Raw genomic sequence first — 13881 nt, forward strand, 5'->3', positions numbered from 1 at the left:
TAAGAATGGAGGAATATGAGTGGTTTATTTTATTGGAGCAGGACCTGGAGACGTAGATTTAATAACAGTTAAAGGAAGAGATATATTATCTAAAGCAGATGCAGTTATATATGCAGGCTCTCTTGTAAATAAGGAGCATTTGAAGTTTTGCAAGGAAGGAGTAGAAGTTCACAATTCAGCATCTATGACACTGGAAGAAGTTATAGAGGTTATGAAAAAAGCCCACATCCAGAATAAAGAAGTTGTGAGACTTCATACTGGAGATCCAGCTATTTATGGAGCAATAAAAGAGCAAATGGATGAACTGGACAGACTTAATATTCCTTTTGAAGTAGTTCCAGGAGTAAGCTCATTTACAGCGGCAGCATCAGTTATCAAAAAGGAATTTACGCTTCCTAATGTAACTCAAACAGTAATTTTGACAAGAGTAGAAGGCAGAACTCCTGTACCAGAAACAGAGGACTTGGAGAATCTGGCGAGAATAGGAGCTTCTATGGCTATATTTCTTTCAGTTAGTATGATAGATAAAGTAGTTGAAAAGCTTAGAAAAGGTTATGGAAGAAATGTACCAGTAGCAGTAGTTGAAAGGGCTACATGGGAGGGTGAAAGAGCAATAATAGGAACCCTTGATGATATTGCTGAAAAGGTTAAGGAAGCAAATATAGTAAAATGCGCCCAAATATTAGTAGGAGACTTTATTGATTGTGAATATGAAAAGAGCCTTCTTTATGATAAAAGCTTTACTCATATGTTTAGACAAGGGAAGTAAGAAATATGAGGATAGGAATTATAAGCGTTACAAAGCAGGGGGATTTAATAGCAGATAAGCTTAAAGAGGTTTTAGATGTAGAAATATTTTCTAAAAGCAGTATAGAAGATTTTAATATAAAGAATATAACAGAAAAGCTTATGGAAAGCTGCCAGGCAGTAATTTTCATAGCTTCCACAGGAATTGCTGTTAGGTCAATTGCGCCTTTTCTTAAGGGAAAAGCCATAGATCCTGCTGTTTTAGTTGTAGACAGCTGTGCTAATTTTGTAATAAGTCTAGTAAGCGGACACTTAGGTGGTGCAAATGAACTTACTTTAAAGGTGGCAGAGATATTGAAAGCACAACCAGTAATTACCACAGCTACGGACAATTTAGGTATTACTGCTCCAGATGTTATTGCAAAACATAATAACTTGATAATAGAGGATTTTAAAAAAGCAAAGTATATAGCTGCAAAGCTGGTAGATGGTAAGAAGGTAGCTTTTATAGATGATAAAGGATGTATACCTCTTCCAAAAGGATACATAGACAATGTAGAGAAAGCAGATGGGGCAGTTTATGTTACCAACAGGCTTAAAGGAGATTGGCAAAATAAGAATTTTACCAGCTTAAAGCTCATAAGAAAAAATATAATCCTTGGAATAGGCTGCAGAAAAGATTTTGATGCAGAAAAGATGCACAAAACAGTTGTTAAGGTGTTAAGAGAAAACAATATTGATATAAGAGCCGTAAGTGTAGTGGCAACTGTAGAGATTAAAAAGGATGAAAAAGCAATATTGGAACTTTCTAAGAATTTGAATGCAGAACTAAAGATATTTACTTTAAATGAAATAAAAGAGATTGAGGACAGATATAAAGGCAGTGATTTTGTAAAAAAAAGTATAGGAGTAAGAGCTGTTTGTGAGCCTTCAGTAGAGCTTAGCGGCGGAAAGCTTTTAACTGGTAAGATATCTTGTGGCGGCATGACAATATGTATTGGAGAAAGAGAGGAATAAGCTTGGGAAAATTATATGTAGTTGGAATAGGACCTGGTGGTATGGAACATATGACTTCAAGAGCAGTAAGAGCTTTAGAAGAGAGTGAAGTTATAGTTGGATATAGCAAGTATATAGAATTTATAAAACCTTTAGTTAGTGGAAAAGAAGTGTTTTCAACAGGAATGAAGAAGGAAGAGGAAAGATGCAGAGAAGCATTAAGACTTTCAAAGGATAAGACAGTATCAATTGTAAGCACTGGTGATTCGGGAATATACGGAATGGCAGGGTTGATTTTAGAAATGAAGAAGGATGAAGAAGTCGAGATTATTCCAGGAATTACAGCATCATCTTCAGCAGCTTCTGTGGTAGGAGCACCCCTTATGCATGATAACTGCAATATAAGCCTTAGTGATTTAATGACACCTTATGAACTAATAAAAAAGAGAGTAGCCCTTGCAGCGGAAGGCGATTTTGTAATTTCTCTTTATAATCCAAGAAGTAAAGGAAGACCTAATTATTTAAGAGAATGCATAGACATAATAAGAAAATGGAGAAATGGAAGTACGCCTGTTGCTGTAGTTAAAAATGCTTTAAGAGAAGGTGAGGAATCTACAATATTTACTTTAGATAGCTTTGATGAAGGTATTGTAGATATGCTTTCTATAGTAATTGTAGGAAACAGTGAGAGTTATATAAAGGATGGATATTTTGTAACACCAAGAGGATACCATCTATAAGTAACCAGTAACCAGTAACCAGTAACCAGTAACCAGTAACCAGTAACCAGAAAAGAGTAGATAAGTTATTGGGAGAAGGACATAATTATTAGGTGCTAGGTGTGAAAATTAATGCAAGTGGGGGAAGAAAAATGATTGGATTGATTTTGGGGACTTCGGAAGGTAAGAGGATACTTTCATTATTAAACAAATATACAGAAGATATCTTTATAACTACTGCGACTACTTATGGTGGGGAGTTGTTAAAAGATTATAAGTATAAGGTTTTAAATACTAAACCACTGGATTATGAAAAACTTAAAAATGCTTTAATAGATAATAAAGTTACCATATTAGTAGATGCATCTCACCCTTATGCAGAGGAGGTTACACAAAATGCAAAGAAGGCTTGTCACGAGCTTTCTGTTGAATATGTGAGATATGAGAGACCTTCAATAATTGAAAAATACAAGAATCAAGAACAAATTATTCAAGTAGAAAGTTATGAAGAGTTAAAGGACAAGCTTTTAAATATTAAAGGATGCATATTAAATACAACTGGCAGCAGGAATATAGATAAATTTAGAAATTTAAATTTGAATAACAGGATAATTCACAGAGTACTTCCTTCAGCAAAAGTGATGGAAAATATCCTTTCACAAGGAATAAAAGTAGAGGATATCATTGCTCTTAAAGGACCTGTAAGCTATGAACTAAACTGTGCTTTTATAAAAGAGTATGATGCAAAAGCAATAATACTAAAAGACAGCGGAAAACAGGGGGGCACAGAAGAAAAATTGTTGGCAGCAGTGGATTCAGGAATATATGCTTTTGTTCTAAAGCGAAAGAAATTAGAAGAAGAAAATGTGTATTCTGATGAAAAAAATTTAGTTGAATATATAAAAAATAAAATTTAGAGGTGTGGATTTAATGAAGAAAAAACATTTTATTTTATTGGTACTACTTTTAACCTTAAGTATGAATTTTACTGCTTATGCCATGCACATAGGAGAGGGATTTTTACCACCTAAATGGTGCTTGGTTTATTTTGTGATTTCTGCACCGTTTATTTTCTTAGGACTTAGAGATATTAAGAAAAAGACAGCAAAAAATAAAGATTTAAAGATGCTTTTGGGGCTTGTAGCGGCATATGCATTTATTCTTTCGGCAATGAAGCTGCCTTCAGTTACAGGAAGCTGCTCACATCCAACAGGAACAGGTCTTGGTGCAATAATTTTTGGACCTAACATTATGGCAGTAGTTGGAACATTGGTATTAATATTTCAAGCTGTTTTACTTGCACATGGAGGAATTACAACTCTTGGAGCAAATGTATTTTCAATGGGCATTGTGGGACCTATAGTATCATTTATAATTTATAGAATGTTAAAAAACAAAAATAAAAAATTAGCAATTTTCTTTGCAGCAGCACTTGGAGATTTGGCAACATATTTTACTACTTCTGTACAGCTTGCTTTTTCTTTCCCAGCAATAAGTGGTGGAGTGACAGCTTCTTTTGTAAAATTTATTTCTATATTTGCAATAACTCAAGTTCCACTTGCAATTATAGAGGGAATTGTAACGGTAATAATTTTTGACTTTATATACAAACATTCTATATCAGAGCTAAAAGCTTTAAATTGGGAGGAATAGGTATGAAGAAAAATAATAAGCCACTTTGGTTTCTGTGTATTGCAATAATTATAGGATCACTTATCATAGGAGGAAAAGGTGAATTTGGAGGTGCAGATGGACAAATAGAAGGTACTATATCTGAAATAAATCCAAGTTATGAACCTTGGTTCAGTAGCATTTGGGAACCACCATCAGGAGAAATTGAAAGTCTTTTATTTGCGCTGCAGGCTGCAATAGGAGCTGGATTTATAGGATACTATATAGGAAAGAAAAGCAATGCTAAGACTAATAATAGCACTATCCAAGACAAGTAAGCTTTCAAACATACACCCTGTTGAAAAAACAATTTTGGCATTAGGTCCTATTATAATTGGTGGTTTTGCATTAAAACCTGTTCCATTGATATTAAATATATTAACTTTTATTTTAATACATATAATTTGCAAAAATCCTATAAGGATTGTAATTAAATTCATGCTGGCTACAACATTATTTGCATTATTTTCATCAATAACCTTTGTTTTTGACTATGGAATAGAGTATTGTATCATTATTTTGCTTAAATCCATATCAGGAGGAATAGGACTTGCATTTATAGCATTATCAACACCTATTGATGATATTTTATATTTAGGTTCAAAGCACAGTGCATTAAGGGATGTGTGTGATATTGCAAAAAGTATGGAGAGATTTCTTATACTCATTGAGGATGAGTACATTACCCTTTTCAGGGCTATAAAATCCAGAAAGGGCTTTGATACTTTTTCTCTTAAAGTAAAAAATACAGGAAAAATGGCAGGCCTTTTGTTTATAAATACAATGAGAAGATGGACAGAAATTAGAGATGGAATAAACAGCAGATGTTACAGAGGATACATGCCGTATATGGAGAAGGAATTTGATTTTTCTGTAAAGCGATTAACTTGTATTTTGATATATAATTTTGCGTTAATTGGATTAGTTTTATGTATATAGAATTTTATACTAAGATAAAAATAATTTGCTTAAGGATTTCCTTAAGCAAATTATTTTAAAAGCAAATTGATTAAGAATATAATTGAGGAGAATATATGGAAGCTTTAACTTATTACCCAGGAAGTATTGGAGAAATAATTCAGGGAAATTCTAAGGGAATAGATATACTAATGTCCTGTCCAATAAATCTTTTCACAAAGGTCAGGGTTTTTGAGAGTAATTCAGTAAAAAGAGGATTTAATGTAAAATCTACTATGCTGCTAAAAAACCTTCTTGAAAAGTGGAATTTGCAAGAATACATAAATAAGCTTGATATAGAAATCAAGTCAAATATACCTAAAGGAAAAGGCTTTGCCAGCAGCACTGCTGACCTTTGTGGAACATATCACTCATTGATAAAACTATTTAACCGAGAATATGATGAAGATGAGCTTATGAGAGAATGTATAAAGATTGAGCCTACTGACAGCATAATTTTTGATAAGATGACTATTTTTGATTATAAAAATGGAAGCTTCAAAGAATGTGTTGGGGATTATTTAAAATTCTATTTATTGGTATTTGAAGGGCAGAATATAGTTAATACAATAGAATTTAATAAAAAGGTCTCTGTTCCTTTAAGTACCATAGATGATATAATTGCTGATTTAAAAGATGGGGTAAGGCAAAAGGATATTAAAAAGATAGCAGAAGTTTCTACTGAAAGTATTATAAGAAATCAGAATAGGTTAAAGTATGATATTTTGTGGGATATTATAAGAATGAAAGATACAACGGGAGGACTTGGAATAGTGGGTGCTCACAGTGGTGACTTGATGGCTGTAATATATGATGATTTGGAGAAGGCTGAGAGAGCATTGAATAAAACTAAGATATTAAGAGGTTATAAAACATATATATTAAAAAGTGTAAAATTGAATGAAATGTGTTAATAATTGACAATTGTACCCATACACTTTGAAATTTGAAATATTTGTTATATTATACTAATGAAGGATAATTTAACAAATATCAATAATATTAAAAGGGGACGATTATCATGAAACAAAGTATTACAAGTAATCAAATGAGTCAATCAAAAACAATTGAGCTTACTCAGATGGCTCTTATGACTGCAATAATATGTGTAGCTACTATGGTTATAAAGATTCCAACAGTAATGGGGATTGGTTATGATCATTTAGGAGATAGTATGGTATTTTTCGCAGCAATTTTATTTGGAAAGAAAAAAGGTATGATAACAGCTGCATTAGGAATGAGTTTAGCTGACCTCTTATCAGGATATGTATATTATGTACCTTTTACTTTTGTAATAAAAGGTATAATGGCATTAATTGCTGCATCAATTGCATATAGAGGTAATTATGAAGGAAAAAATATAATTAATAATATATTTGCATTTGTAGTTGCTGGAGCATGGATGGTATTTGGATATTTTGTAGCTAAAATAATTTTAGTTAAATTCATATTATTTAAAGCAGATTCTTTTCAACAAGCTTTAGCATTGGGACTTGCCGGTATTCCAAATAACATTGGGCAAGTAACTGTTGGTATGGTAATCGCAATACCATTAATTAAAGTTTTACAGGGTAAACTAAAAATTAGAAGAGAATAAAACTTATAACCGAAAAAATCATAAGCTCCTACTGATGTGGGAGTTTTTTAGTTTGCAAAAATGTATTTTAGTGAAGCTTATAGGGTATATACTATTTTAATTAACTAAAGTATAATATGGTATAATTGGATAAATATTATATTAAATGATTAAATATATCTATTTAGCAATTTAGAGGTTTGGGTTAAAGAAAATAAAATAACAAGACTTAAATATCACAGCAAGGAGGTTCAAGATGAATATTGAGTTTAAGCAAATTGATAGAACAAATTATAATGAGTGTATAGAACTGAGTTTAAATGAAGAACAAAAAAAATTTGTTGCTCCAAATATGTTTTCTTTAGTGGAATCAGCATATGAGCCCAATTTATATCCATTAGGTATTTATAATGACGGTAAAATGGTTGGTTTTATTTTATATGATTTTGATGTTGAACTTGATGGATGGTCAATGAGTAGATTTATGGTTGATGTGAAATATCAAAACCAAGGATTTGGAGGAAATATAGGTTTATTTATATGCTGTATATTAGTTATTATTGGATTTGGTATTATGCCTTAATTAAGATTAGAATAAACAATTTTATGACATAACATTGTTTGATGATGATATAAAAATCATAGAAATACTGAATACAATATTTGTTATACAATTATGGAGGTAACTTAAATGAGAGAAATATTAGTTATAATAATAAATTTAATAATAGCGTGTATTATATACAATGAGTTAAATTTATACCGAAATACAAAAGAAATTATTATGTACCTAAGAAAAACTAAAAACATTAGGTTTTTATTTAGTGTGCAATATATTATAGTGAGTATGTTTATTGTTATTGCTATTAATAAAATTAAAATAGATGTACAAAGTAATATAATAATATGGAAAGATATAAAAATATATTTATTTGTATTTTTGGTAGCAATGTTAATTTCTTATTTTATTAAATATAAAAGAAATATGGGAATAACAGAAGAGGGGATAATTTGCTATAAAGGATTTTTTAGATGGAGTAATATTAACTCTTATGAATGGACATCATCTACAACAATCAAAATTATGATTAAAGAAACTTTTTTATTTTGGAAAGTCAAAAGCTTTATAGAATTGGGAGTCTTTGTGGAAGAAGATAAAAAAATAGATGATTTATTACAAAAATATATTAGTTAATAAAACTAAATAATATGAAATTCCGGATAAAATATTGTATTTATAGAAATAAGTATAAGAGTTAATAGTAAAGAGATAAAAAGTAATATTGAAGAAAAAGAGGTTCTTACAGCAGTAGGAACTTTTTCTATTTTATAAAAATCCATATAGTTATAAAATAATATTACTTTTTATAACTTGGAACTTTTTTTATTAAACGGATGTTTAGTGTATACAGATAAATCAATGATTTATTGGGTTAATAAGGTTTAATATGGTATAATTTCATATATATTGTTGTTGAACAATATATATGAAATGTGCAGTAAATAGGATACAATCAGTTATGACAAAATCGTAGGATACTATGAACTATTAAAATAAGGAGAAGATACTATGAGTATAAAAATGATACACCATGTATGTATTCAAACAGAAAAATATAAAGAATCACTAAAATTTTATACTAAAATTTTAGGATTTGAATTAGTTACAGAAACAGCAAATTTTCATAAACGAGATTTTAATACATGGTTAAGACTAGGAACATTTATGATTGAATTGCAGACTGCTAAAAAGGGAGATAAATTAAACAATTGGAGCTCGTTAAATGAAGGAATAGTACATATGTGCTTTTTAGTAGATAATGTTCAAGAAGAATTTGATAGGATAAAAAAATTAGGTTACACAAACTTCAAAATTAAAAATGGAGAGGAAATATATAAAGTTGAAGATGGATATTTATTTAAAATTAAAGCACCAGAAGGTACTGAAATTGAAATAAGAGACATGCTGATATAGAAACCTAGTATTATGTCATATTTTAAAGATAATGTGGAAAAGTTGTTTTATAAAATGAAAGAATTTGCCTAATTTGGGTGAGACATAATAGTAAATTAGAGATACTTAATTCTTAATAAAAAAGGAGGGCTATCATTGGAAAATCAAAAGTTATTACCAATATCAATTGTTATACTTGCTATAAGTGTTATAGTTGGATCGATTTGGATAGGATATTCATTAGAAAAAACGGCTAATTTACAAAATTCAATTTTAACTTCAGTAGATAATAAGGTTTTAAATCTGTCGCAAGTGGCTGAATATCTTAATATGAAAGAGGAAGAAATTAGTGGAATAATTCAAATAGAAAAGGTCAAATTAGAGAAAACAGGAAGTTTTAGTGGGAAAATGTTTCCTTATTTTACGATAAATAATAAACGGTATTTTTATAAAAATGAAATAGACGAATGGCTAAAAGAAGTTTCAAATAGTCATAGCGAATACGATACACTAGATGGATGGGTACTACAGTAGTAAAGAGATAACAATTTAGTACATATCATAAAGAAGATGCGTAGCAAAAACATATACTATTTTAAGACTGAATTATTAAATATTACGAATTAATATATGGTTTAATAGGAGACTAAAATATGAAAAAAAATGTTTTATTATTAATGATTTCTATACTTATAATTTCACTTTTTGTTGCTTGTGATAGCAAAGCAAATTTGAAAGCAACTACTTATGAGAATACTTCACTTTTAGTAAATGAAGCACTTCACACTAAGGATTATGAAAAGTTTAATGAATTATTTAGTGAAGAAAGAAAAAATATAATTTCAAAGGAAATGTTTAATGAGTATTGTAGTCTAATTACTCAAGAGAGTAGCGAAGAGCATTATGAAGTTATAAATTTTAATAATGATGAAATGTTTTTAATAAAATTTGCACCTGCAACAGTAGATAGTAAATATAAGGTTATAGATGTAGTAAGGATTCCAAAGGAAATGAAAAAATTATTTAAAATAGAATGATAAATTTACTTATAAAACGTTACAACATAAAGATAATGTGTTACAAAGGATATGTAATTATTCATGACAAAACTTAATAATACTAATATCTAATAGAAAAATATGGGGATAATATGAACGATTCTTTAGATGAAAGAAACAACAAAAATACAGGGTGTTTAAGAGGGTGTTTAACTGGAATTATAATATTCATGGTATTTATATTTAGTTATATAATTTATCCAATATTTATACATCAAAATCTTTTAGTTACATCAAATTCTCCAGATGGTTCGTATGAAGTAATTGTAAAGTATAAACCTACATTTAGTTTTGGTCCACTAGAGATAAATGTATATTATAAAAAAAAGAGGATATGTTGAAGCAGCATTTATTTACTACAGAGTTGTTTAATGATGGATCAACACCTGATGAAAGTAATTGTAAAATTGAATGGAACAATAATATAGCAGTGACAAAAGTAAGACTTACAATGTATTAAATTATATACAAAAATATTTACTGGGAATGATTTTAATTTCAGTATTAATGGCAGTATTAAACGGGATAATCAGCCATTCCTTTAATTTGGGTATTAACATAGACCAGTTTATAATAGCAAATATTATTTCTTTGATTATTATCCCAGCCTCAAAGAAGGAAAGACAAAAAAATGCCGCAATAATTTCTTTCCCACAAAGGTTATATATGATAAATAGGGGATTAAGTAAATCAGGTGCTTATGCTTTTCTTTTCATGTTGGGTTTTTCTGGGTTATTAAGATTTATACTAGGAAGAATATTCGGTTCGGAAATTTTTAGTTATAGAATAACTTTATATACGAGTATTCCTTATATAATCTTAATACTCGTGATAATCGGAGCAATTGAAATTTTCAAAGGAGCATATAATAAAAGGTAGCAAGTAATGTCTTTAAAAGAGGGATGCTTTGTGAGTTTGTTGCTATAGGAAAATACTTTAGGTAAGAATTGTCCGTCCATAGAAGTAATTTTCAACCCCAAAATTCAACGAAAGGCGGCATCTCACCTATGAAAAGTATACTATTTAAACTAGTATTGAAAAAGGCAATTGTTCCCTTAACAATTGCCTTTTGATTAATCCTATCTATATGATGTTCTTTTACTTATTTTATCAAACTGCAAATGGGGTCATATATCATCTGAATGAGGGACTTTAAAAAAAACTATAATTTTATTTAAATATATATATAATATCACCGTCCCAAACGCCACAGCCAAACCCGTATAGATATGTAAATATACAATATCTAAATTATCTATCATCACTCCCACAAAAGGATACATTATTGCAACAGCAACATTTTCAGCAAGGCTTTTAAAAGAAATAATCGTAGCTCTTTGGTTGGAAGGAATGTTCTCATTAATATACTTTAAGAGTATAGGTGTCCTCAACCCCCTGGCTACTTCTTGAGGTATTATAAAAAATACGCCTATAGAAAGCCTTGTTATCCCCATTAATAAAAAAGAACTCAGAAACAATCCACTTAATATCATAATAGATTTATCCTTCATTAGATTAATTATAGAATTTGCTTTCCAAGAACCGATAGCCGCCATTAGATTAAATATTGCAAACAAAATACCAAAGTGCTTGGCATTAATATTTACAGCCTTCATATATGGCTGATAATACCAAAAACCAATTCGCCAAAATACATAAATGAATACCGAATAGATTATAATCGCTCTAACCTTTTGATGACTAATTACATAAGCACTACTTTCTCTTATTTGATTGAAGTAATTAGGTCTCTCTTCCTTTTTATATGTGCTGACTTCTTTAAAAAATAATGCTGTAGCTCCAGAAATAGCGATTAGACCAATTGATATAATATATGGTAAATTGACATTTACACTGTATAAGTAACCTACCGCAATGGAACCTACTGTCTGAATCATCAAAGAATAGGATTGTGCCCTACCTTGTATTTTGGCGTACTCATCGGTTCTGCCTATCAGCTTTAGTGAATCATATATAAGTGCACTATCCGCTCCAGATTTAAAACTCAATCCAAGTCCAAACATTATTTCAGCAACTATAAATATATAAAAATTATATGTCAGTACATAGATTGCCAATCCAATGATAAACATAATGTTTGATATAATAAGGCTCAACTTTCTTCCAATCAAGTCTGCCACAGCGCCAGTTGGTACTTCTAATAAAAATATACTTATGGCGTTAATTGATTGGAGTAACATTATCTGTGTATAGCTAAGTCCTTTGTTTAATAGAAATAGGACAGCTATGGGTGCTATAAGTCTAGCCCCAAAACCTACGTATATATAAAACACCAATATATTTTTTTCATAATCTTTCGTACCTATCCTTTCACCTCCTAGTATTGTTCATATTTCCGATCACCATTTTAAAATATTACATTGCAACTATATTATTTCCGTACATATTTTACCATTCTAATATATTTTACTATAAGTCTTTCACTTTTTCAACCTGTTGGATTTTCCTACAATATTGTGGAGGATTTTTTGCAACAAGCCTTAACATATCATTATCACAAGAATACAAAAGGAATTATTATGCACTTAAGAAAAACTAAAAACATTAGGGTTTTAGTTAGTTAATAAGGTTTTATATGGTATAATTTAGCATATATCGTTGTTGAATAATATAAAGATAATGTGTATTAAATTTGTACTTTTGTTATAGGTACACATGGAACTGCATTAAGTACAATCATAAACTATTTTGATAAAAAATTTGATTATAACGAATTTGAAAGAATAAAAAGTCTTATGCTTTTTATTGTTTGTATTACTTTTGATGGACAAAATGTTATTAAAATAGAAGAATTTATATTGGACTAGCACTATAGGGGAAAATTAAAATTTAGAGTAATATCTATGGGGAGAATAACATGGATTTGAAAAACGAAAACTCAAAAATATACTTTTTAATAGATATATTTTCAATATTTATATTTATTATGTGTATTATGTATTTTATAACTGATGGTGACACTGTAATTAAATCTAAAGTATTCCATATAGCACTATTATTCGGGAGCTTAAATGGCATTTTAGTAGGTACAAGAAAGGTAGTTGCTCAAAATAACAAAGAAGGTTATTTAAATTACTTTTTAGCTATACTTTTTCTGGTGTGGTTTATAGGTATTAGTATCACATAATTTGATATAGTTAGTATCATTAGAATGAGGTTTAATATTAACTAAAAATGATGAAGAGTTATTTAAGATAAGCAACTGGACCATTGGCAAGGAAAGATGGAAACTAGAACAAGTCTTAAAACAAATGAAAAAGTTATAAAATATAATATATAAGAATATCACATAGAATTTAAATTCAGGAATGAATAGTAGCATAAAATCAATTACTCAAATGAAAAGGAGAGAAAGATGAAAAAATTTGATTTTAAAAGTATAGTTGTAGGTTTAGCGATTGGTATAATAGGAGGTTCTGCTATTTTTGCAGCAAGAGAAAAAAATACAACAATTATTAGTAACGCTAAGGTTGATACTGCTCCTGCAGCAGAAGGAATAAAATCAGCAACTATTAATAATGGCAAGGTTTATTTTAATGGAAATGAGATAAAGTTAAAAAAACCTTTGGTTACAATTGGAATGGAGGGCGATTCTGAATCTCAATTATATATGCCTGTGAGCGAATTGCTAGAATATATGAATTTCAAAGTTGAATGTAATATATATAATTAAGTCATAGTATAAAGATATGGCTTAAGAGTATAAAACAGGATTCAAATTTTACATTTAGGAGAAATAAAAATGTATAAATTTAAAAACTTAAAGAAATCAATAATAATTATTATAGTACTAATTTTAATTCACCTTATTATATCTGCCTTACTTCCTCAATATAAAAGCAACATAAACGTGTTGGTTTATAGTGGTTATGCTATGTATAATTTAAAAATTGAATATAAAGAATGCAAATCTAATAATAGAAAATTTGATAAGGTTGTTTTTATTTTAAATGGGATTGTAATAGTCTTTTTCCTTTGCTGGATTGTTACAAATTTTTAAAAATAATAATCACGTTTCTATAGAGTTTTAGTACGCAACTGCAAAATACTATGTATGTTCTGGTCAAGTAAAATTGTAACACTTTTGCCTAATATTTTTATGAGCTGTACCGAGCTTCAAAAGGAGTTAATCCTTTATTGAAGGAATGAGGTCTAAGATGGTTATACCAGCTATAGGCATAA

General features: G+C 29.4%; 21 protein-coding genes. 20 read left to right on the forward strand and 1 reads right to left on the reverse strand.

What is annotated here, in order from left to right; genetic code table 11:
* The first annotated feature begins 19 nt into the window (after nucleotides 1-19).
* From cobM to OIO11_RS14275, 17 genes are all read left to right on the forward strand, one after another.
* A complete protein-coding gene (gene cobM / locus OIO11_RS14195; protein ID WP_268072101.1) occupies nucleotides 20-769 on the forward strand; it encodes a precorrin-4 C(11)-methyltransferase in 750 nt (249 codons plus the stop codon).
* A gap of 5 nt (nucleotides 770-774) precedes the next feature.
* On the forward strand, nucleotides 775-1764 hold the full coding sequence (cbiG, locus tag OIO11_RS14200; RefSeq protein ID WP_268072102.1) for a cobalt-precorrin 5A hydrolase: 990 nt from the start codon (nucleotides 775-777) through the stop codon (nucleotides 1762-1764).
* Nucleotides 1765-1766: 2 nt separating this feature from the next.
* The gene (gene cobJ, locus OIO11_RS14205; protein WP_268072103.1) at nucleotides 1767-2483 is read left to right on the forward strand and encodes a precorrin-3B C(17)-methyltransferase; all 717 of its coding nucleotides are present in this window, start codon (nucleotides 1767-1769) and stop codon (nucleotides 2481-2483) included.
* Between the two features lie 131 nt (nucleotides 2484-2614).
* Nucleotides 2615-3379, forward strand: a complete 765-nt coding sequence (locus OIO11_RS14210; RefSeq protein ID WP_268072104.1) for a cobalt-precorrin-6A reductase — start codon at nucleotides 2615-2617, stop codon at nucleotides 3377-3379.
* Between the two features lie 13 nt (nucleotides 3380-3392).
* On the forward strand, nucleotides 3393-4115 hold the full coding sequence (locus OIO11_RS14215) for an energy-coupling factor ABC transporter permease (RefSeq protein ID WP_268072105.1): 723 nt from the start codon (nucleotides 3393-3395) through the stop codon (nucleotides 4113-4115).
* Nucleotides 4116-4117: 2 nt separating this feature from the next.
* The gene (locus OIO11_RS14220; RefSeq protein ID WP_268072106.1) at nucleotides 4118-4411 is read left to right on the forward strand and encodes an energy-coupling factor ABC transporter substrate-binding protein; all 294 of its coding nucleotides are present in this window, start codon (nucleotides 4118-4120) and stop codon (nucleotides 4409-4411) included.
* On the forward strand, nucleotides 4374-5072 hold the full coding sequence (locus tag OIO11_RS14225) for a CbiQ family ECF transporter T component (RefSeq protein ID WP_268072107.1): 699 nt from the start codon (nucleotides 4374-4376) through the stop codon (nucleotides 5070-5072). Before OIO11_RS14220 ends, OIO11_RS14225 begins: the two co-directional genes overlap by 38 nt.
* 95 nt (nucleotides 5073-5167) lie before the next feature.
* Nucleotides 5168-6004 carry a GHMP family kinase ATP-binding protein gene (locus OIO11_RS14230; protein WP_268072108.1) on the forward strand — a complete coding sequence of 279 codons (837 nt, stop codon included), beginning with the start codon at nucleotides 5168-5170 and terminating at the stop codon, nucleotides 6002-6004.
* 107 nt (nucleotides 6005-6111) lie between these two features.
* Nucleotides 6112-6687, forward strand: coding sequence for an ECF transporter S component (locus OIO11_RS14235; protein ID WP_268072109.1), 576 nt, complete (start codon nucleotides 6112-6114; stop codon nucleotides 6685-6687).
* 235 nt (nucleotides 6688-6922) lie between these two features.
* On the forward strand, nucleotides 6923-7249 hold the full coding sequence (locus OIO11_RS14240; RefSeq protein WP_268072110.1) for a GNAT family N-acetyltransferase: 327 nt from the start codon (nucleotides 6923-6925) through the stop codon (nucleotides 7247-7249).
* A 108-nt stretch (nucleotides 7250-7357) separates the two neighbouring features.
* Complete coding sequence (locus OIO11_RS14245; RefSeq protein ID WP_268072111.1) at nucleotides 7358-7861, forward strand: hypothetical protein; 504 nt, start codon at nucleotides 7358-7360, stop codon at nucleotides 7859-7861.
* A 375-nt stretch (nucleotides 7862-8236) separates the two neighbouring features.
* Nucleotides 8237-8641, forward strand: coding sequence for a VOC family protein (locus tag OIO11_RS14250; RefSeq protein ID WP_268072112.1), 405 nt, complete (start codon nucleotides 8237-8239; stop codon nucleotides 8639-8641).
* Between the two features lie 135 nt (nucleotides 8642-8776).
* The gene (locus tag OIO11_RS14255; protein ID WP_268072113.1) at nucleotides 8777-9154 is read left to right on the forward strand and encodes a hypothetical protein; all 378 of its coding nucleotides are present in this window, start codon (nucleotides 8777-8779) and stop codon (nucleotides 9152-9154) included.
* Nucleotides 9155-9273: 119 nt separating this feature from the next.
* Nucleotides 9274-9657, forward strand: a complete 384-nt coding sequence (locus tag OIO11_RS14260) for a hypothetical protein (RefSeq protein ID WP_268072114.1) — start codon at nucleotides 9274-9276, stop codon at nucleotides 9655-9657.
* Nucleotides 9658-9770: 113 nt separating this feature from the next.
* On the forward strand, nucleotides 9771-10019 hold the full coding sequence (locus OIO11_RS14265) for a hypothetical protein (RefSeq protein ID WP_268072115.1): 249 nt from the start codon (nucleotides 9771-9773) through the stop codon (nucleotides 10017-10019).
* Nucleotides 10016-10138, forward strand: a complete 123-nt coding sequence (locus OIO11_RS14270) for a hypothetical protein (RefSeq protein ID WP_268072116.1) — start codon at nucleotides 10016-10018, stop codon at nucleotides 10136-10138. The genes OIO11_RS14265 and OIO11_RS14270 overlap by 4 nt, the downstream gene beginning before the upstream one ends.
* Before the next feature lie 47 nt (nucleotides 10139-10185).
* Nucleotides 10186-10557 carry a hypothetical protein gene (locus tag OIO11_RS14275; RefSeq protein WP_268072117.1) on the forward strand — a complete coding sequence of 124 codons (372 nt, stop codon included), beginning with the start codon at nucleotides 10186-10188 and terminating at the stop codon, nucleotides 10555-10557.
* Nucleotides 10558-10805: 248 nt separating this feature from the next.
* On the opposite strand, the gene OIO11_RS14280 is transcribed toward OIO11_RS14275, so the two are convergent.
* Nucleotides 10806-11972 (reverse strand): MFS transporter, encoded by a 1167-nt coding sequence (locus OIO11_RS14280; protein ID WP_268072118.1) that lies wholly within the window; start codon nucleotides 11970-11972, stop codon nucleotides 10806-10808.
* Between the two features lie 584 nt (nucleotides 11973-12556).
* Between OIO11_RS14280 and OIO11_RS14285 the strand changes: the two genes are divergently transcribed.
* The 3 genes from OIO11_RS14285 to OIO11_RS14295 all read left to right on the forward strand — a co-directional run bounded on the left by OIO11_RS14285 (nucleotide 12557) and on the right by OIO11_RS14295 (nucleotide 13699).
* Entirely contained in the window at nucleotides 12557-12826 is a 270-nt protein-coding gene (locus OIO11_RS14285) for a hypothetical protein (RefSeq protein ID WP_268072119.1), read from the forward strand.
* 228 nt (nucleotides 12827-13054) lie between these two features.
* A complete protein-coding gene (locus OIO11_RS14290) occupies nucleotides 13055-13372 on the forward strand; it encodes a hypothetical protein (RefSeq protein ID WP_268072120.1) in 318 nt (105 codons plus the stop codon).
* Nucleotides 13373-13441: 69 nt separating this feature from the next.
* Nucleotides 13442-13699 carry a hypothetical protein gene (locus OIO11_RS14295; RefSeq protein ID WP_268072121.1) on the forward strand — a complete coding sequence of 86 codons (258 nt, stop codon included), beginning with the start codon at nucleotides 13442-13444 and terminating at the stop codon, nucleotides 13697-13699.
* Nucleotides 13700-13881: the final 182 nt, after the last annotated feature.

It is taken from the genome of Clostridium sp. ZS2-4, from assembly GCF_026719745.1.
In the GTDB taxonomy this organism is placed as follows: Bacteria; Bacillota; Clostridia; order Clostridiales; family Clostridiaceae; genus Clostridium_H.